The sequence below is a fragment of the Streptomyces sp. NBC_01439 genome, assembly GCF_036227605.1.
GTDB lineage: Bacteria > Actinomycetota > Actinomycetes > Streptomycetales > Streptomycetaceae > Streptomyces.
Genome location: NZ_CP109487.1, coordinates 8,221,717 through 8,238,088 on the forward strand (window position 1 = coordinate 8,221,717; position 16,372 = coordinate 8,238,088).

Genomic DNA, 16,372 nt, shown 5'->3' on the forward strand with positions numbered 1-16,372 from the left:
CCGCAGGCTGCTCAGACCACCGGGACAGGGACGGGGACGGGGGCAGGGACGGGCATCGGGACGGGGACGGGGACGGGGGCAGGGACCGGCATCGGGGCGGAGGCAGGGACCGGGGCGCCGGTCCGTTCGCGGGCGAGGAGCCGGCGGATCTCGCGGACCGCGGCGCCGCCCGCGCGGTTGGCGCCGATGGTCGACGCCGACGGGCCGTAGCCCACCAGGTGGACCCGCTCGTCGCGCACGGCCCGGGTCCCCTCGACCCGGATGCCTCCGCCCGGCTCGCGCAGGTGCAGCGGGGCGAGGTGGTCGACGGCCGCCCGGAATCCGGTGGCCCACAGGATGACGTCCGCGTCCACACGGCTCCCGTCGGCCCAGACGGCGCCCGTGGCGGTGATCCGGTCGAAGGCGGGCCGCCGGGCCAGCACGCCCGAGGCCAGACCGGCCCGGACGGCGTCGTTCAGCGGGAGTCCCGTCACGCTGACCACGCTCTGCGGCGGCAGCCCCCGGCGCACGCGGTCGTCCACCAGGGCCACGGCGGCCCGGCCCTCGGCCTCGCCGAAGTTTCCGTCGCGGAAGACCGGGGGCCGCCGGGTCACCCAGGTGGTTCCCGCCGCGACCTCGGTGATCTCCAGGAGGTGCTGCACCGCCGAGGTGCCGCCGCCGACGACGATCACCCGTGCCCCCGCGAACTCCTGCGGACCCGGATAGCTCGCGGTGTGCAGCTGGCGGCCGCGGAAGGTCTCCTGCCCCGGGTAGCGCGGCCAGAACGGCCGGTCCCAGGTCCCGGTGGCGTTGACCAGGGCCCGGGCCGACCAGCTGCCGGCCGAGGTCTCCACGTGCAGCCGACCCGCGTCCCCCTCGCGTACGGCGGACACGTCCACGGGCCGGCGTACGCGCAGGTCGAAGCGGTCCTCGTAGGCGGCGAAGTACTCCCCGATGACCTGCGACGACGGCTGCAGCGGGTCGGCGCCCGTCAGCTCCATGCCGGGCAGGGCGTGCATGCCGTGGACCTTGCCGTACGTGAGCGAGGGCCAACGGAACTGCCAGGCGCCGCCGGGGCCGGGTGCGTGGTCGAGGACCACGTGGTCGAGCCCCGCCCGCGACAGGTGGTAGGCGCTGGACAGGCCTGCCTGCCCGGCGCCGATGACCACCACGTCCACGTCCACCGGCACGTCCGCGCCCCGCATCATGTCGTTCACGGTTGTACCAACCTGCGGCGGGCGGTGGATCTTCCCGGGCTGCGGCGCCCGCAGGCCGCGCGAGGCGAGTTCCGGGGGCACCCCCTTCGCCGAACCGGTGCGCCTCGTTGACGGATAGTCTGTGCGTAGATAATCTATGGATAGATGATCTAGCCAGGGAGGCCACCCATGTGGGAGTACGAGCACAGCATCGAGACCACCGCCACCGCAGAGGCGGTCTGGCGGCTCTGGACGGACGTGGAGAACTGGGGCGCCTGGAACGCCGGGATCCAGAAGATCGAGATCGACGGCCCCTTCGCGGTCGGTGCGCAGATCACGATGGTGCCGCCCGGGGAGGACCCGATCCCGCTGCACATCGCCGAGGCGGTCGAGGGCGAACGGTTCGTCGACGAGGCGCGCTTCGGTGACCTACTGCTGCGGACCGTCCACCGGATCGACCCGGTGGACCAGGACCGGATCCGGGTCGTGTACCGGATGGAGATCACCGGCGACGGCGCCGACGAGGTCGGCCCGCAGATCGGCCCGGGCATCACCGCCGACTGGCCCGACACGATGGCTTCGCTGGTCGAGCTGGCGCTTCGCTGATGCCCCTCAGTCCCGGCGAGAGCCCCGGATTCCTGCTGTGGCACGCCACCCTGCGTTGGCAGCGCGACATCGCCACGGCCCTGGCCCCGCTCGACCTCACCCACGTGCAGTTCGTGCTGCTCGCCTGCACCTGGTGGCTCAACGGCCAGGGCGAGCACCCCAATCAGTTGGCCGTCGCCCGCCAGGCCGGGACCGACGTCAAGATGACCTCCCAGGTCCTGCGCGCCCTGGAGCGCAAAGGGCTCGTCGAGCGGGCGGTCGACCCGGCCGACACCCGGGCCAAACGGCTGCGCGTCACCGACGCCGGCGCAGAACTGGCCCCACGGGCGATCGCGGCCGTCGAGCGGGCCGACGCGCAGTTCTTCCGGCCGGTGGCCGTCGGCGACGCGGTGGCCCTGCTCGGCCGTCTGGTCCGTCCTGAAGCCGAAGATCCGCCCGCCGGGCCCGAGTGACACCCCCTGCGGGCGGATCCGGAAGGGGCGGTCTATGCGGTCCGGCGCGAGGTCAGCCATTCGTACGCCGCGTCCGCGCTGAACTCCGGCTGGCCGCCGGGGAAGAGGAGCCCGGCGGAGGCGAACGCCGGGTCCCCCGCGATGTCCGGGGTGTACGGGACCGCCATGCAGGCCATGCCCGCGGCGTGCGCGGCCCGCGCCCCGGGCGCCGCGTCCTCGACCACCACGCAGTCGGCGGGTGCGGCGCCCAGCCGGCGGGCCGCCTCCAAGAACACGTCCGGGGCGGGCTTGCCGTGCGCCACCTCCTCGGCGGAGACCACCGTCGTCAGCAGCGCGTCCAGCCCGGTGCCGGACAGCACCGCGTCGATCGCCGCGAGCGAGGAACCGGAGGCCACCGCCATTGCCGCGCCCGCACCGTGCAGCCGCTCTACGAGCCCCCGCATCTGCGGGAAGACCTCGGTCCGGGTGCGGGCCAGCTCCAGGTAGGCGGCGTTCTGCTCGGCGAGCAACTGCTCGACCGGCGCCCGGATCCCGTACCGCTCCCGCAGGATCTCCAGGGTTTCCAGGGTGCCGATGCCGATGAAGCGGGCGTGCTGCTCCCACGTGAAATCGGGGACTCCGTGCCGCTCCAGGGTGCGGCGCCCGGACTCGTAGTAGTTCGGCTCGCTGTCCACGAGGGTGCCGTCGAGATCGAATATGACAGAAATCATCCGTGGGGCCCGTCCTGCCGCTGATGTCCTATCCCTATGATCCTGTCAGCTTTTGTTGGCGTTTCTGCCCACGGATTCGACCAGCGGCAGCAGCCGGTGCGGCACCCGCTCGCGCAGCGCCACTTCCGTACGGGTGCGGACCACGCCCGGGAGCTGGATCAGCCGCTGGATCACGTCCTCCAGGTGCCCGTTGTCCCGGGCCGCCACACGGGTCAGCAGATCCCCGCCGCCGGTGATCGAGAAGGCCTCGATGATCTCGGGCACGGCGGCCAGCGCGTCACCCACGTCGTCCAGGTGGCCCTGGGTGACCTCGATGTGCACGAAGGCCAGCACCGGATGGCCCAGCGCGGCGGGGGAGAGCACCGGACCGGTTCCGGTGATTACGCCGGTGCGCTCCAGCCGGTCCAGCCGGGCCTGAAGGGTGCCGCGCGCGACGCCCAGGATCCGGGCGTACTCACGGACACTGGTGCGCGGCTGCTCGATCAGCAGGCGCAGGATTCTGGTGTCGAGCTCGTCCACCGCCACGCCCCGACTGTACCAATGGCCCCGTTCACCCCGAGGGTTCCCGACCAGGGGCCCGGTCCGTGTGCAGCCCGGGCTGGTTCAGGTAGAGCAGGCCCACGACCAGCACCGTCGCGGCGGCCGGCAGCAGCAGCCAGCCCACGGTCCAACCGGCCCGCAGCAGCAGCGCCCCGAGGAACCCGCCGGTGAACATGGCCAAGACGGAGAGACCCCGCAGCCGCCAGCCGGCCGTCCCGAACCCGTAGGTGTTCTCCCGTCCCATGGCCGAAGCACCCAGGAACGCGGTCATGGACCGGGTGACCAGCGTCGTCGGTACGCCCGGCACGTTCGCCCGCATGATCGTGGTGTTGCGCAGCCCCATGGCCAGGGCCAGCACCGCCGTGGCCGCCAGATGCCGCGGTGCCGGGGACCCGAACTGCGGAGCCAACCCCCAGCCGATGCCCGCGGCGGTCAGGATCAGCCCCGCCTCGGCGATGAGGCCGATGACGAACCAGCGCCTCCCGCGGACCTCGGTCACGGACTCCAGGTGCGACCCGCAGACCACCCCGACGACGAACGCGGCCAGGGAGATCCCGGGAGCGAGCGTCTCCAGTCTTCCCGCCCCGGCCGCGCCGAAGGCCAGGAACAGCACGTTGCCCGTCTGCATCGCCGTGAAGGCCGGCCCGAGCGCCAGCAGGCTCGCCGCCTCCACCATCCCGGTCACCCAGGTCAATATGATCATCAGTGCGGGCATGCGCGGCGGGAGCAGCGGCGAACCGGCCGTCCGCCCGGCCTCCCGGTTCTCGTCCATCACGCCCGACAGTGACACGCCCGCCCGGGTGCTCCGGCACCGACATGCCGGAACGCATAGGGTCCCGAGGATGAGTGACCTGTTGCTGGTGAGGCACGGCGAGACCGCCTGGAGCGCGAACGGGCGCCACACGGGGCGCACCGATCTTCCACTGACCGCACGAGGGGTCGAGGAGGCCATCTCGCTGGCCCCCTGCTTCCGGGACCGGCAGCCGGCCCTGGTGCTGACCAGCCCGCTGCGCCGGGCCGTCGCCACCGCCGAGCTCGCCGGGCTCACCGGCGGGGAACCCGACCCCGACCTGTACGAATGGGACTACGGAGGCTACGAGGGGATCACCACCGCGGAGATCCAGAAGACCACGCCGGACTGGTCCCTGTGGACCCACGGCGTGCCGCCCGGCGACAGCGACCACCCGGGGGAGAGCGCCGCCCAGGTGGGTGCCCGCGCCGACCGGGCCCTGGCCCGCGTCGCGCCCGTGCTCCGCGCGGACGGCGGCGACGTGGTGCTCGTCGCCCACGGCCACTTCCTGCGCGTCCTCACCGCCCGCTACCTGCGCCTGGAGCCCGAGCACGGCCGGCTGTTCCTGCTGCGCACCGGCACCGTCAGCCTGCTCTCCACGGAGCACGGCCTCCCGGTGATCGCGGGCTGGAACACCCGTCCCTGACCGGGGCCCTGAGGGTCCCCCCGACCGGGGCCCGGCCGGGTCCGACTGGCACCGCCTCGCCTCGCGCGGCGGTGCCGTCTGCGTGACCATTCGTACATGGGTCACGACTCGTACATGGACGACGGCGATGCGGGCGCCGGACCGGAGGGCAAGGACGCGAGGCTCAAGGCCAACGCGATCGGATTCCTCGACGCGCTCGTCATCGGCCTGAACTCCACCTCGCCCGCCTACTCCCTGGCCGCCGTCCTCGGGCCGATCGTCGCGCTGGTCGGGATCTACGCGCCGGGCGTGATGCTGGCCTCGTTCGTCCCGATGCTGCTCATCGCGGCCGCCTTCTACTACCTCAACAAGGTGGACCAGGACTGCGGGACGACCTTCTCGTGGGTCACCCGGGCCATGGGCCCCTGGGCCGGCTGGCTCGGTGGCTGGGCCATCGCCATGACCGGCGTCCTCGTCATCGGCTCGCTCGCGGACGTCGCCGTGAACTTCGGCCTGCTCGCCTTCGGACTGGACAGCTGGGCCGCCAACGCCTGGATCCGGCAGGGCCTCACCGTCGCGGTGATCCTCGCCATGACCGGCATCTGCGTCATCGGCACCGAGCTCTCGGCCCACCTCCAGGACATCCTCATCCTCGCCCAGGTCTTCTTCCTGCTGACCTTCGCCGTGGTCGCCATCTACCGCGTCTACGCCGACACCAGCACCCTGGAATCGATCGAGCCCTCCCTCTCCTGGCTCAACCCCTTCGGCGCCGGCGGCGCCGCCCTCACCGGCGGGCTGCTGCTCGGCGTGTTCATGTACTGGGGCTGGGAGTCCGCGGTCAACCTCACCGAGGAAGTGGAGAACTCCGCCACCGCGCCCGGCAAGGCGGGCCTCTGGTCGACCGTGATCCTCCTGGTCACCTACCTGTCCGTGGGCTTCGCGGTCGTCTCCTACGCGGGCACCGTCTACCTCGCCGAGAACGCGGGCGAGGAGGAGGCCATCTTCGCGGTCCTCGCCCACGAGGTCATGGGCGGTTGGGACTGGGTGGTGCTCCTCGCCGTCTGCACCTCGGCGCTGGCCTCCACCCAGACCACGATCATCCCCGCCTCCCGCACCGCCCTGTCCATGGCCCGACGGCACGCGCTGCCGCACCGGCTCGCCCACATCCACCCGAGGTTCCGCACCCCGGACCTGAGCACGTGGTGGGTGGCCGGCATCGCCATCGGCTGGTACCTGATCGTCAACCAGATCAGCGAGAACGCGCTCCTGGACTCGCTCACCGCGCTCTCCCTGCTCATCGCCTTCTACTACGCGCTCACCGGCCTGGCCTGCGCCATCTACTACCGCCGCCACCTGTTCGAGAACCCGCACAACTTCTTCCTGATCGGCCTCGGCCCGGTGGTCGGCGCCGCCCTGCTGACCTGGCTGCTGGTGGAGTCGATCGGCGACATGTCCAACCCGGAGAACTCCGCCAGCGGGGTCTCCTGGTTCGGGCTCGGCCCGCCCCTGGTCATCGGCATCGGCATCGCGCTCGTGGGCGTGGCCGTCATGTGCTTCTGGCGGGTACGGGACGGCAGGTTCTGGCAGGAGCGCCGCGGCGTCGTCGACCCGGAACTCGTCCACGCCGGGAAGCACTAGCGACAAGACCCCCTTAGGGAGCCCCCGATGTCCGTGGTCCTCGGATACGACGAATCACCCGGCGCGGAACGGGCCCTGCAGGTGGCGCTGGAGGTGGCCACCGCCTTCGGCGAGCCCCTGGTCCTCGTCTACGGGGCGGCCGCCCCGGGCCCCACCGGCGAGGAGTCCCGTGCGCACCGCGAAGCCGTCCGCCAGGCGGGCCGTACCGCGCTCGCGCACGCCGTCGAGGCGGCCGACGCGGCCGGGGTGCCCTCCACGGTCGAGGTGGCCGACGAGAAGCCCGCGCCGGCCCTGTTGGAGTCCGCCGAGCGGCACCGGGCCCGCGTCATCATCGTCGGCAGCTGGGGCGACAGCCCGATGCGCGGAGCGCTGCTCGGCTCCACGCCGCACAAGCTCCTGCACCTGTCGCCGATCCCGGTGTTGTGCGTACCGACCGGGCCGGAGGGCGCCTGAACAGTCGCGGTGCGACCGGGGCGGGCACCCTCCGGGCCCGGCCCGCCCGTCAGGGCCCGGAGAGGGCGTCCTCGGGCTCGGCCTGCGCCGGGGCCCGGCGGCCCACCTCCTTCCCGGCGCGCAGCCGGCTCAGGGCCGGGCTGGTGATCGCCGTCGTCACCAGGGCCATCAGCACCAACATGGTGAACAGCTGCGGCCCGATGACGCCGAGTTCCAGACCGACGTTGAGCACCACCAGCTCGGTGAGCCCCCGGCAGTTCATCAGGGCCCCGACCGACAGGGCTTCCCGCCACGGTCTTCCACAGGCGCGCGCCGCACCCGCCGCGCCGCCCCACTTGCCGAGGAAGGCGACGCAGAGGATGGCGGCCGTCCACAGCCACAGTTCGGGCGAGGCCGTCAGGCCCCCGATGTCCGTACGCAGCCCCGTGTGCACGAAGAACAGGGGCAGCAGCACAGGCACCGTGAACGCGCGCAGCCGGGCCGCAGAGGCCTCGATGCGCTGCCCTGTGCGCGGGGTGACCACCCCGAACAGGAACGCCCCGAACAGCGCGTGCACGCCGATCAGGTCGGTGGCCAGCGCGGACAGGCTCAGCCCGCTGAAGAGCGCCACCAGCACTGCCGCGTCGCCGGCCCGGTCGGCGCGGGCCGACCAGCGGGCCAACAGCGGTTTCACCGCGTACAGCATGACCAGCGTGAAGGCCACGGCGAGGCCGGCCGTGGTGGCCGCCTCGATCGGGGAGCCGGCCGTGGAGAGGGCCACCACCAGGGCCAGCAGGCACCACGCGACGACGTCGTCCACGGCCGCGCAGGCCATGGCGAGCGCCCCGAGCGGAGTTGCGTACAGGCCCCGGTCGATGAGGATCCGGGCGAGGACCGGGAACGCGGTGATGGCCATGGCCACAGCCATGAACAGGGTGAACGGCATCCGGCCCACCCCCTCGGGCGCGAACCCGCCGTACATCGCGACCGCGAGGAGCGCGCCCAGGGCCAGCGGCAGCAACATCCCCGCCTGGCTCACCGCCACCGCGACCCGGGTGTGACCGCGCAGGCTCTTCAGGTCCAGCTCCAGCCCGACCAGGAACATGAAGGCGAGCAGCCCGAGCTGCCCGAGCACCGAGGTGTACGGCAGTACGGACGGCGGGAAGAGCGCGTGCTGGGCCTGTGGCCAGAGCCAGCCCAGCAGCGAGGGGCCCAGCAGGATGCCGGTGGCGATCTCGCCCACCACCGGGGGCTGGCCGAACCGGCGGCAGACGGCCGCCCCGGCCTGGCAGGCCACGATCACCACCGGAACGGCGATCAGCAGGGCGGGCAGCGGGTCAGCGGACGACACGGGTACCTCCATCGGGTGCGCCCGGCCGCCCGGCGGCGGCGGGCAGGTCGCGGCGTGCGGCCGGCTGCGGGGCCGCGGCCGCCGCGGACCACGGGGCGTACCGGCGCAGCCCGTAGAGCAGGGGTTCCCGGTCGTCCCGTACGGTCACGCGGCGGACCTCGGCGAAGACGGCCGTGTGGTCCCCGAAGCCGACGGTTCTGACCACGGCGCAGTCCGCGACCGCGTGGGCGTCCGCCGTCAGGTGCGGTCCGCCCGCACCCAGCGGCAGCCGCCACTCGACGTGGTCGAAGCGGTCGGGTGCCCCGGAGGCGAACAGGTCCGAGGTGCTGCGGGCCTGCTCGTGCAGCAGGTTGAGGGCGAAGTGGCCCCCGGCGAGCAGCACCGCGAGGGTCGGGCTCGCCGCTCGTATGCACACCACGAGCGTCGCCGGTTCGAGGGCCACGCTCGCCAGGGAGGTGCAGGTCAGGCCGTGCGGCACGGATTCGGCGTCCAGCGTGGTGACGACGGAGACGCCGGTGGGGAAGGCGGCCATGAAGGGACGGATGTCCGCCGGTTGGACCCCGGCCGACTCGTCCGGTGCGGCGGGATGGGGCACGGAGCGGTGGGGCATGTCTGACTCCTGAGGTGGCTGAAGCAACTGCGGCCCGGCAGCCGGCGGGAGAGCCGTACTGCCGGGCCGTGGGAGCGGTGGGCCTTACGCGCCGTGCAGCTGGCGCAGGTAGTCGTAGGCACTGGGCAGCGTCTCCAGCAGGTTCTGCTGTTGGCGCTTGACCGTGTCGAAGAGGGGTTCGGCACCGGCCACCGAGTCCGGGCGGTGCGCCAGGGAGGGCAGCGGGGCGTCCGGCTCCAGGCCGAGGCCCGCGAAGATGCAGTAGTAGCTGCCGTTGGTCCAGAAGTTGCGGAACTCGGCCTCGAAGTTGCCGTAGTACGTCGACTCGTCGGTGATCGGCGAGTTGATGGGCAGGCCAGCCTTGTAGGCGGAGATCTTCTGCTGGATGTTGTCGGGGAGGGTCAGCTTCTTGTTGGCCTGCCAGAACGGCGTGTCGTTGCGCGGCGCGTAGAAGAAGTGCGCCTGGATGAAGTCGCGGGTGTCGTCGAACATCACCTCGATCTCGTGGTTGAAGCTGTTGACCAGGCCGTCGTTGAAGGTCTTGTCGGGGAAGTGCTTGGCCAGCTGGTAGATCGCGGCCGTGATGAAGTAGATGCCGGTCGACTCCAGCGGCTCCAGGAAGCAGGACGACAGGCCGATGCTGACGACATTCTTCACCCAAGCGCGGCGATTGCGGCCCACGCGGAAGCGAATGTGGTTGAACTTCGTCTCCTCCACGTCCAGGCCCCACATGTCCGCGAACTCGCGGGTGGCGGTGTCCTGGTCGGTGAACTTGCTGGAGTACACGTAGCCGGTGCCGAAACGGCCCAGCATGGGGATCTTCCAGGCCCAGCCGGAGGACATGGCGATCGCCGAGGTGTACGGCTCCACCCCGTTCGCCTCGTCGTCGTGCGGGACGGCCGTCGCCACCGCGCTGTCGCACAGCAGGTGGTCGCTCATGTCGATGAAGGGCTCCTGCATCGCCTGGTTGATCAGCAGGCCGCGGAAGCCCGAGCAGTCCACGAACAGGTCGGCTTCCAGGGTCAGTCCGCCCTTGGTGTGCAGCGCGGTCACGTAGCCGCGCTCGTCCTGCTCGACCCGCACCATCTCGTCCTGTACGTGGTTCACGCCCTGCTTCTCGGTGCTGAACCGGCGCAGGTAGTCGGCCACCAGCTGGGCGTCGAAGTGCCAGGCGTACCGGGTGGCCGGCCGGCCGTCGAGCCAGCGCGGGGCCTTCATCGCGTCCATCACCGGGGGCTCGCGGAAGCAGGCGTAGTCGAACGGCTCGGTGGTGCGGCCCTCGTACTTGCGCTTGAACCAGTAGTGCGACAGCGGGGTCTGGTCGTAGTCGGGGAGCAGTCCGAAGGGGTGGTAGAAGTGGTCGGGACCGCCGCCCGGCAGCTCGCGGGCCGTCGACTCGCCCTGCCCGTCGGTCCGCCAGTTGACGAAGCGCACGGCCATCTTGAAGCTCGCGTTGCACTCCCGCATCCACTCGTCCTCGGCGATGCCCAGGTAGTCGAAGAAGGAACGCTGGAGGTTGGGCACGGTGGCCTCGCCGACACCGATGCGCGGGATCGTCGACGCTTCGAGCACGGTGATGTCGACCGTTCCCTGCAGCGCCTTTCCGAGGTATGCGGCGGTCATCCAGCCGGCCGTGCCGCCGCCCAGGATGACGACCTTCTGAAGCCGGGTGTCGCTGCTGGTCATGAAACAGCCCTCATTTCGGATTCGGCGGTTCGGGTGGTCGTGCTCATCAGTGTCGAAAAACGCCCTATTACCGCTCTACACCGATCGGATCCAGCCGTTGTAGGGCCTTTGTAGACCCCCCGGACACACTCCTCGCAGGCAGAGCGGCAGGCTGAAAACCACCGGGAGGACGCGATGACCACCGCAGCGGACGGGACAGCGGGGCCGGCGGTACGGGTCCGCTTCCTGGGCGACTTCGAGCTGACCGTCAACGGCGCCCCCGTCCAGCGCTGGCGGGCCGGCAAGGCCCGTGGCCTGTTCCAGTACCTCGTGGTTCACCGCGGCCAGATGCTCACCCGCGACCGGCTCTACGCATCCCTGTGGCCCGGCGCCGACGCCGCGGCGGGCAGCTCCCTGAAGGTCGCGGCCCACGCACTGCGCCGGGTGCTCGACGCCCACCCCGACCGCCCCGGAGACTCCGGGATCCAACTGGTCTACCGGGACTTCGGCTACGTCCTGCACATCACCGGGCTGTGGTCCGACCTCGACCGCTTCCAGGAACTGGTGCACACGGGCCTGCGCGCCGCCGCGACCGGCGACGCCCCGCTCGCCCGGACCCGGTTGGGGGCGGCGATCGGTCTCTACGGCGGCGAGTTCCTGCGCGGCGAGAGCGCCGATTGGGTCGTCGAACAGCGCGAGTACCTCAGGGCGCTCGCGCTGCGGGCCCTGGGCGTGCTGCGGGCCGACGCCGAGGCCCGCGAGGACTTCGTGGAGCTGATCGAGATCTGCAAGCGCACGCTGGAGATCGACCGCCATCACGAGGAGACCTACCGCGCGCTGATGACCGCACACGGCCGACGCGGTGAACTCGCCTGCGTCCGGCGCTGGTACGAGCTGTGCGCCCGCCGGATGCGCGACGAGCTGGGCGTGGCACCCGGCCACGAGACCCAGCGGTTGCTCGCCACCCTGATCCCGGCCGCGGCCCGCACCTCGGCCCCCGTCTCCGCGGTGACCGGCGCCCCGCCCGCCACGGTCCGCGCGCTGCGGCCGGCCGCCCGCCGCACCGGAACCCCCGCCTGGAGCCCGGACGCCCGTACCACCGCCCCGGTCCGCCCCGTGCGGCGGGCCAGGCCCGACAACCGGGCCGCGGCCGCCCTGGCCCGCGCGGCCGACCAGGCGACCGCGTGACACCGACCCAGCTGTTCAGCGAGCCCGTGATCCCGTGACCGAGTGAGGACCCCACCGTGACCGTGCTGACCGTGCCGACCGAGCCACAGGACTCCAGACCCGCCGGGGCCGAGCCCGACGCGGCCCCCCTACCGCCCCGCTACACCGACCAGTGGATCGGCGGCGCCTGGGTCGCCTCCGACGCCGACGGCCGCCTGGTCGTCACCGACCCCGCCACCGAGCGCGCCCTGGCCACCGTGCCCGCGGGCACCGCCCGGGACGCCGACCTGGCCGCGCGCGCCGCTGCGGCCGCCTTCCCGCGCTGGGCCGCCACCCCGGTGCGCGAACGCACGGCACTGCTGCGCCGGGTCGTCGAGGCCATGGAGGTCCGGGCCGACCGCTTCGCCGAGACCATCACCGCCGAGGTCGGGGCGCCCGCCCGGATGGCCCGCCAGACCCATGTCGGGCTCTCCCTCGGCATGGCGGCGCACTGCGTCGAAACCGCCGCCTCCTACGCCTTCGAGGAGCGCGTCGGCCATTCGCTCGTCGTGCGCGAGGCCGCCGGAGTCGCCGCCTGCATCACCCCGTGGAACACTCCGCTGCTGCTCACCGTGCAGAAGGTCCTCCCCGCGCTCGCGGCCGGCTGCACGGTCGTGCACAAGCCGAGCGAGATCACCCCGCTGCACGCCCGGCTGCTCGCCGAGGCGATCGCCGAGGCCGACCTGCCGCCCGGCGTCTTCAACATGGTCGTCGGCACCGGCGCCGCCGTCGGCACCGCCCTCGTCACCCACCCGCTGATCGACGTGGTCTCCCTGACCGGTTCCACCCGGGCCGGCCGAGAGGTCTCCGCGCTCGGCGCCGACACCGTCAAGCGCGTCCACCTCGAGCTGGGCGGGAAGAACGCGAGCCTCGTCCTCGACGACGCCGACCTGGCCGCGTCCGTGGCCGCCACCGTCGACCAGATGCTCTTCAACACCGGCCAGACCTGCCTGCAGTGGAGCCGGCTGCTGGTACCGCGGCACCGCCAGGACGAGGCCGTGCAACTCGCCGCCGCGGCCATGGCCGGGTACGTGACCGGAGACCCGCGCGACCCCGCCACCGACCTCGGCCCCCTGGTCTCCGCCGCCGCGCACGCCCGCGTCACCGGCTACGTCCGCCGCGGCGTCGACGAGGGCGCCGGCCGACTGGTCCGCGGCGGCCCCGACCGGCCCGCCGGCCTGGACACCGGCTACTACGTCCAGCCGACGATCTTCGCCGACGTGGACCCGCTCAGCACGATCGGCCAGGAGGAGATCTTCGGGCCGGTGCTCTCGGTCATTCCCTACGACGACGAGGACCAAGCGGTCCGGATCGTCAACGGAACCCGCTACGGGCTGCACGGCGCGGTCTGGTCCGGCGACGGCGCCCGTGCGGAACGGGTGGCCCGGCGCTTCCGCTCCGGCCTGGTCGACGTGAACGGCGGCCAGTTCAACCCGGCCGCCCCGTTCGGCGGGTTCAAGCAGTCCGGGATCGGGCGCGAATGCGGCGCCGCCGGACTGGAGGCCTTCCTGGAGACCAAGTCGATGCAGCTCCCGCAGGGCACGGGAGGCCAGGTGGTCGGCCCGCGCCTGCGGGCCACCGCGGCCGCCCGCCCGGCGGACACCGAGAGGAACGACGGATGACCGACCGGCACGCCGAGTCCGCCGGGGCCACCGCCCCGGGCGCACCGGCCGACGACACACCGCCCGGCGCGGCACGGGCCGAACCCGTCTACGCAGGACGGGGATCCGCAGGACCGGGCTCCGACGGACCGGGCTCCGCCGGACCCGCCGACGGCGCACTCCCGCCGCTGTTCGCCCGCCTGGAGCGGTGGACCCGCGAACAGCCGAACGAGACCGCCGTCAAGGCCTTCGACGGCACCCTCACCTATGCGGCGCTCACCGCCCGCACCGCCCGGTACGCCACCGCGCTCGCCGGGGCCGGAGTCGTTGCGGGGACCTCCGTCGGCCTGCTGCTCGGCCGGTCCCGGGAGAGCGTGCCCGCCCTGCTCGCCGTCTGGAGCCTCGGCGCGACCGCCGTCCCCCTGGACCCCGCGCATCCCGTGGAGCGACTCGGCCGCGTCCTGCACGACGCCGGGGCCGCCGTCCTGGTCGCCCCCGAGGTTCCCACGGGCCTGGAGGCCGACGGGATCACCCTGTTGGCCCCCGCGGACATCCGCCGCAGCGCCCCCGGCGCGCTCGCGGTGTTCCTACCCGCCCCCGACAGCTGCTCGTACCTCATCTACACCTCCGGAACCACCGGCCGCCCCAAGGGGGTCGAGGTCACCTACCGGGGCCTGGACACCTTCGTGGAGGCCCTCGGCAGCCTCGGCCTGCCCGCCGGCGGGCTCGGCCTCAACGCCGTTTCGCCCGCCTTCGACGGCTGGCTCTGGTGCACCCTGCTCTACCTGACGCACGGCCAGGGGGTCGCCCTCACCGACCTCTCCCTGGACGGGCTGCGCCAGGCCGCCGCCGAGGGCCGCGAGCCCCTGCCCGCCGGCCTGCGCACCGTCTCCCTCACCCCGTCGCTGCTCGCCGCCCACGGAGCCGGGATCGACACCGCCGAGGTGGTCGTGGTCGCCGGAGAAGCCTGCCCGGCCGCGCTGGCGGAGCGGTTCGCGCGCGGCCGGCGGCTGCTCAACGTGTACGGGCCGACGGAGGTGACCATCGCCGCGACCTGGGCCGACAGCCGACGAGGGGATGACGTGACCACCATCGGACGACCGCTGCCCGGCTACCGGGCGTACGTCCTGGACGAGGAGCTCCGCCCGGTGCCCGCCGGCACCGAGGGCGAGCTCTACCTCGGCGGCCCCGCCGTCGCGCGCGGCTACCGGGGCCGTCCCGGACTGACCGCGAGCCGCTTCCTGCCCGACCCCTTCCAGGGCGGCGGCACGCGCATGTACCGCACCGGAGACGTGGTCGTCCGCCGGCCGAGCGGCGAACTGGAGTACCGGGGCCGCCGCGACGACCAGGTGAAGATCCGCGGCCACCGCATCGAACTGGGCGAGCTGGAGCGGATCGCCGCCGAACTCCCCGAGGTCGTCGCCGCCGCCTGCTGCCCGCTCGCCTCCGGGCAGACCCTCGGCCTCGCCGTGGTCGCTGCCCCCGGCACCGACCCGGCGGGCCTCGCCGACCTGGTCGTGGAACGCTGCCGCAAGCAACTGCCCGCGGCCGCGGTGCCCAGCACCGTACGGGTGCTCGACCGGATCCCGACCCTCAGTACCGGAAAGGCCGACCGCGAGGCGCTGGCCCGGGTCCTGGTGGCACCGGAACGGACGCCCGACGCACCGGTGGTGGCCCCGGGCGCCGGCCCGACCACCAGCGAGCGCATCGTGATGGCCGTGTGGTCCGACGTGCTCGCCACCGAGGTCCCCGGCCCCGAAGCGGACTTCTTCGAGCTGGGCGGCCACTCCCTCGCGGCCGCCCGCGCGGTGTCGGAACTGCGCCGCGTCACCGGGCTGCGCGTCGGCCTCGGCGCGCTGCTGGCCGAGCCGACGGCCCGGCACTTCGCCGCCGAACTCGACCGGCTCGCCGCCGAGCGGGAGGCGACCGCCGCAGACCCGGCCGACGCGCCCGCCGACGACACCGCCGAAGGGTCCTGAGCCATGGGCGCCTGGATCTCCACCTGGACGACCGACCCCGCCGACCGGGCCCTGCCCGTACTGCTGTGTCTGCCGCCCGCCGGAGCCGGCTGCCAGCAGTTCCGCTCCTGGCAGCCCGAACTGGCGGGCACCGCCCAGGTGTACGGAGTACAGCTGCCGGGCCGGGAGAACCGCTGGCGGGAACCGATGCCGGACACCTTCGACGAGGCCGTCCTGGCCATCGCCGCGGAACTGCGCGACCTCGTCGCCGACGGCCGGCCGCTGATCGTCTTCGGCCACAGCTTCGGCGGCCTCCTCGGCTACGAGGTCTCCCGCCGGGTGGCCCCCCGGGCCCTGGTGGTCAGCGGCTGCCGGGCCCCCGGCCACTGGGACGGCGCCGGCCGCGGCATCGTCGACGACGGCGAGGAGCTGGACAAGCTCTTCGACACGGCCGGCCTCGACCCCGAACTGCTCGACGAGGACACCCGCGCCCTGATGGTCGCCATGCTCCGCAAGGACGCCCAACTGTCCCTGAGCTACGTCCACGAGCCGGGCGTCCGCCTCGGCACGCCCGTCCACGCCTGGGGGGCCGACGGCGACGAGACCGTCAGCTCCGCCGACCTGGACGGCTGGGCCGCGGTCACCACCGCCGCCTTCACCCGGCACACCACCACGGGCGGCCACCACGCCGTACTGCGCCGCCCGCGGCCCGTACTGGACCACCTGACCACCCTGCTGCGGGCCGCGGGCGCCGATCGGCCGGCCCCCGCCCCCACCGCGACCGGCGCCTGAGCGCCCGACCGTCCACTCCCGCCCGAGTCCGGAGGACACCGTGCCCATCACCCACCAGGTCCTCGTGAACCACGAGGGGCAGTACGCGCTGTACCCCGCAACCCGCGAGACCCCCGACGGCTGGACGCCGGCCGGGTTCGACGGCACCGAGGACGAATGCGCCGGCTTCGTGGACGCCCAATGGCCCGACACCCGCCCGCTCAGCCTGCGAGGAGCCTGAG

At 73.1% G+C, this 16,372-nt stretch carries 17 protein-coding genes; 10 read left to right on the forward strand and 7 right to left on the reverse strand.

Features of this window, described 5'->3' with window-relative positions:
- Nucleotides 1-11 precede the first annotated feature (11 nt).
- Complete coding sequence (locus OG207_RS37385; protein WP_329108155.1) at nucleotides 12-1,187, reverse strand: FAD-dependent oxidoreductase; 1,176 nt, start codon at nucleotides 1,185-1,187, stop codon at nucleotides 12-14.
- Nucleotides 1,188-1,364: 177 nt separating this feature from the next.
- Between OG207_RS37385 and OG207_RS37390 the strand changes: the two genes are divergently transcribed.
- Nucleotides 1,365-1,781: an SRPBCC family protein gene (locus OG207_RS37390; protein WP_329105109.1), complete on the forward strand. Its 417-nt coding sequence runs from the start codon at nucleotides 1,365-1,367 to the stop codon at nucleotides 1,779-1,781.
- Nucleotides 1,781-2,233 (forward strand): MarR family winged helix-turn-helix transcriptional regulator, encoded by a 453-nt coding sequence (locus tag OG207_RS37395; protein WP_329105111.1) that lies wholly within the window; start codon nucleotides 1,781-1,783, stop codon nucleotides 2,231-2,233. The genes OG207_RS37390 and OG207_RS37395 overlap by 1 nt, the downstream gene beginning before the upstream one ends.
- Before the next feature lie 32 nt (nucleotides 2,234-2,265).
- On the opposite strand, the gene OG207_RS37400 is transcribed toward OG207_RS37395, so the two are convergent.
- The 3 genes from OG207_RS37400 to OG207_RS37410 are packed head-to-tail and all read right to left on the reverse strand — an operon-like array spanning nucleotide 2,266 to nucleotide 4,255.
- Nucleotides 2,266-2,943, reverse strand: a complete 678-nt coding sequence (locus OG207_RS37400) for an HAD family hydrolase (RefSeq protein WP_329105113.1) — start codon at nucleotides 2,941-2,943, stop codon at nucleotides 2,266-2,268.
- A gap of 45 nt (nucleotides 2,944-2,988) precedes the next feature.
- Nucleotides 2,989-3,468 (reverse strand): Lrp/AsnC family transcriptional regulator, encoded by a 480-nt coding sequence (locus tag OG207_RS37405; protein WP_030010517.1) that lies wholly within the window; start codon nucleotides 3,466-3,468, stop codon nucleotides 2,989-2,991.
- Between the two features lie 25 nt (nucleotides 3,469-3,493).
- On the reverse strand, nucleotides 3,494-4,255 hold the full coding sequence (locus OG207_RS37410; protein WP_329105116.1) for a YoaK family protein: 762 nt from the start codon (nucleotides 4,253-4,255) through the stop codon (nucleotides 3,494-3,496).
- Nucleotides 4,256-4,325: 70 nt separating this feature from the next.
- On the opposite strand from OG207_RS37410, the gene OG207_RS37415 reads away from it, so the two are divergent.
- The 3 genes from OG207_RS37415 (at nucleotide 4,326) to OG207_RS37425 (ending at nucleotide 6,989) form a co-directional block, all read left to right on the forward strand.
- Nucleotides 4,326-4,919, forward strand: a complete 594-nt coding sequence (locus tag OG207_RS37415; protein ID WP_329105118.1) for a histidine phosphatase family protein — start codon at nucleotides 4,326-4,328, stop codon at nucleotides 4,917-4,919.
- 96 nt (nucleotides 4,920-5,015) lie between these two features.
- Nucleotides 5,016-6,536, forward strand: coding sequence for an APC family permease (locus OG207_RS37420; RefSeq protein WP_402694258.1), 1,521 nt, complete (start codon nucleotides 5,016-5,018; stop codon nucleotides 6,534-6,536).
- Nucleotides 6,537-6,563: 27 nt separating this feature from the next.
- Entirely contained in the window at nucleotides 6,564-6,989 is a 426-nt protein-coding gene (locus OG207_RS37425) for a universal stress protein (RefSeq protein ID WP_329105120.1), read from the forward strand.
- Nucleotides 6,990-7,038: 49 nt separating this feature from the next.
- Here OG207_RS37425 and OG207_RS37430 read toward each other — a convergent pair whose 3' ends face one another.
- The 3 genes from OG207_RS37430 to OG207_RS37440 form a co-directional block, all read right to left on the reverse strand.
- Entirely contained in the window at nucleotides 7,039-8,331 is a 1,293-nt protein-coding gene (locus tag OG207_RS37430; RefSeq protein WP_329105122.1) for a cation:proton antiporter domain-containing protein, read from the reverse strand.
- Nucleotides 8,306-8,929 (reverse strand): flavin reductase family protein, encoded by a 624-nt coding sequence (locus tag OG207_RS37435; RefSeq protein ID WP_329105124.1) that lies wholly within the window; start codon nucleotides 8,927-8,929, stop codon nucleotides 8,306-8,308. The genes OG207_RS37430 and OG207_RS37435 overlap by 26 nt, the downstream gene beginning before the upstream one ends.
- Nucleotides 8,930-9,013: 84 nt before the next feature.
- On the reverse strand, nucleotides 9,014-10,615 hold the full coding sequence (locus OG207_RS37440) for a tryptophan halogenase family protein (protein ID WP_329105127.1): 1,602 nt from the start codon (nucleotides 10,613-10,615) through the stop codon (nucleotides 9,014-9,016).
- A gap of 174 nt (nucleotides 10,616-10,789) precedes the next feature.
- Between OG207_RS37440 and OG207_RS37445 the strand changes: the two genes are divergently transcribed.
- From OG207_RS37445 to OG207_RS37465, 5 genes are all read left to right on the forward strand, one after another.
- A complete protein-coding gene (locus OG207_RS37445) occupies nucleotides 10,790-11,782 on the forward strand; it encodes an AfsR/SARP family transcriptional regulator (protein ID WP_329105129.1) in 993 nt (330 codons plus the stop codon).
- A gap of 155 nt (nucleotides 11,783-11,937) precedes the next feature.
- On the forward strand, nucleotides 11,938-13,422 hold the full coding sequence (locus OG207_RS37450; RefSeq protein WP_329108160.1) for an aldehyde dehydrogenase family protein: 1,485 nt from the start codon (nucleotides 11,938-11,940) through the stop codon (nucleotides 13,420-13,422).
- Nucleotides 13,419-15,380: a non-ribosomal peptide synthetase gene (locus OG207_RS37455; RefSeq protein WP_329105132.1), complete on the forward strand. Its 1,962-nt coding sequence runs from the start codon at nucleotides 13,419-13,421 to the stop codon at nucleotides 15,378-15,380. Before OG207_RS37450 ends, OG207_RS37455 begins: the two co-directional genes overlap by 4 nt.
- A gap of 3 nt (nucleotides 15,381-15,383) precedes the next feature.
- The gene (locus tag OG207_RS37460) at nucleotides 15,384-16,151 is read left to right on the forward strand and encodes a thioesterase II family protein (protein WP_329105133.1); all 768 of its coding nucleotides are present in this window, start codon (nucleotides 15,384-15,386) and stop codon (nucleotides 16,149-16,151) included.
- Nucleotides 16,114-16,371 (forward strand): MbtH family protein, encoded by a 258-nt coding sequence (locus tag OG207_RS37465; protein ID WP_402694291.1) that lies wholly within the window; start codon nucleotides 16,114-16,116, stop codon nucleotides 16,369-16,371. Before OG207_RS37460 ends, OG207_RS37465 begins: the two co-directional genes overlap by 38 nt.
- Nucleotide 16,372 lies beyond the last annotated feature (1 nt).

Bases quoted from the DNA above. Each gene is read 5' to 3' on its own strand.
- OG207_RS37385 (WP_329108155.1), bottom strand. From the start codon at position 1,187: ATGATGCGGGGCGCGGACGTGCCGGTGGACGTGGACGTGGTGGTCATC.
- OG207_RS37390 (WP_329105109.1), top strand. From the start codon at position 1,365: ATGTGGGAGTACGAGCACAGCATCGAGACCACCGCCACCGCAGAGGCG.
- OG207_RS37395 (WP_329105111.1), top strand. From the start codon at position 1,781: ATGCCCCTCAGTCCCGGCGAGAGCCCCGGATTCCTGCTGTGGCACGCC.
- OG207_RS37400 (WP_329105113.1), bottom strand. From the start codon at position 2,943: ATGATTTCTGTCATATTCGATCTCGACGGCACCCTCGTGGACAGCGAG.
- OG207_RS37410 (WP_329105116.1), bottom strand. From the start codon at position 4,255: ATGGACGAGAACCGGGAGGCCGGGCGGACGGCCGGTTCGCCGCTGCTC.
- OG207_RS37415 (WP_329105118.1), top strand. From the start codon at position 4,326: ATGAGTGACCTGTTGCTGGTGAGGCACGGCGAGACCGCCTGGAGCGCG.
- OG207_RS37420 (WP_402694258.1), top strand. From the start codon at position 5,016: ATGGGTCACGACTCGTACATGGACGACGGCGATGCGGGCGCCGGACCG.
- OG207_RS37425 (WP_329105120.1), top strand. From the start codon at position 6,564: ATGTCCGTGGTCCTCGGATACGACGAATCACCCGGCGCGGAACGGGCC.
- OG207_RS37430 (WP_329105122.1), bottom strand. From the start codon at position 8,331: ATGGAGGTACCCGTGTCGTCCGCTGACCCGCTGCCCGCCCTGCTGATC.
- OG207_RS37435 (WP_329105124.1), bottom strand. From the start codon at position 8,929: ATGCCCCACCGCTCCGTGCCCCATCCCGCCGCACCGGACGAGTCGGCC.
- OG207_RS37440 (WP_329105127.1), bottom strand. From the start codon at position 10,615: ATGACCAGCAGCGACACCCGGCTTCAGAAGGTCGTCATCCTGGGCGGC.
- OG207_RS37445 (WP_329105129.1), top strand. From the start codon at position 10,790: ATGACCACCGCAGCGGACGGGACAGCGGGGCCGGCGGTACGGGTCCGC.
- OG207_RS37455 (WP_329105132.1), top strand. From the start codon at position 13,419: ATGACCGACCGGCACGCCGAGTCCGCCGGGGCCACCGCCCCGGGCGCA.
- OG207_RS37460 (WP_329105133.1), top strand. From the start codon at position 15,384: ATGGGCGCCTGGATCTCCACCTGGACGACCGACCCCGCCGACCGGGCC.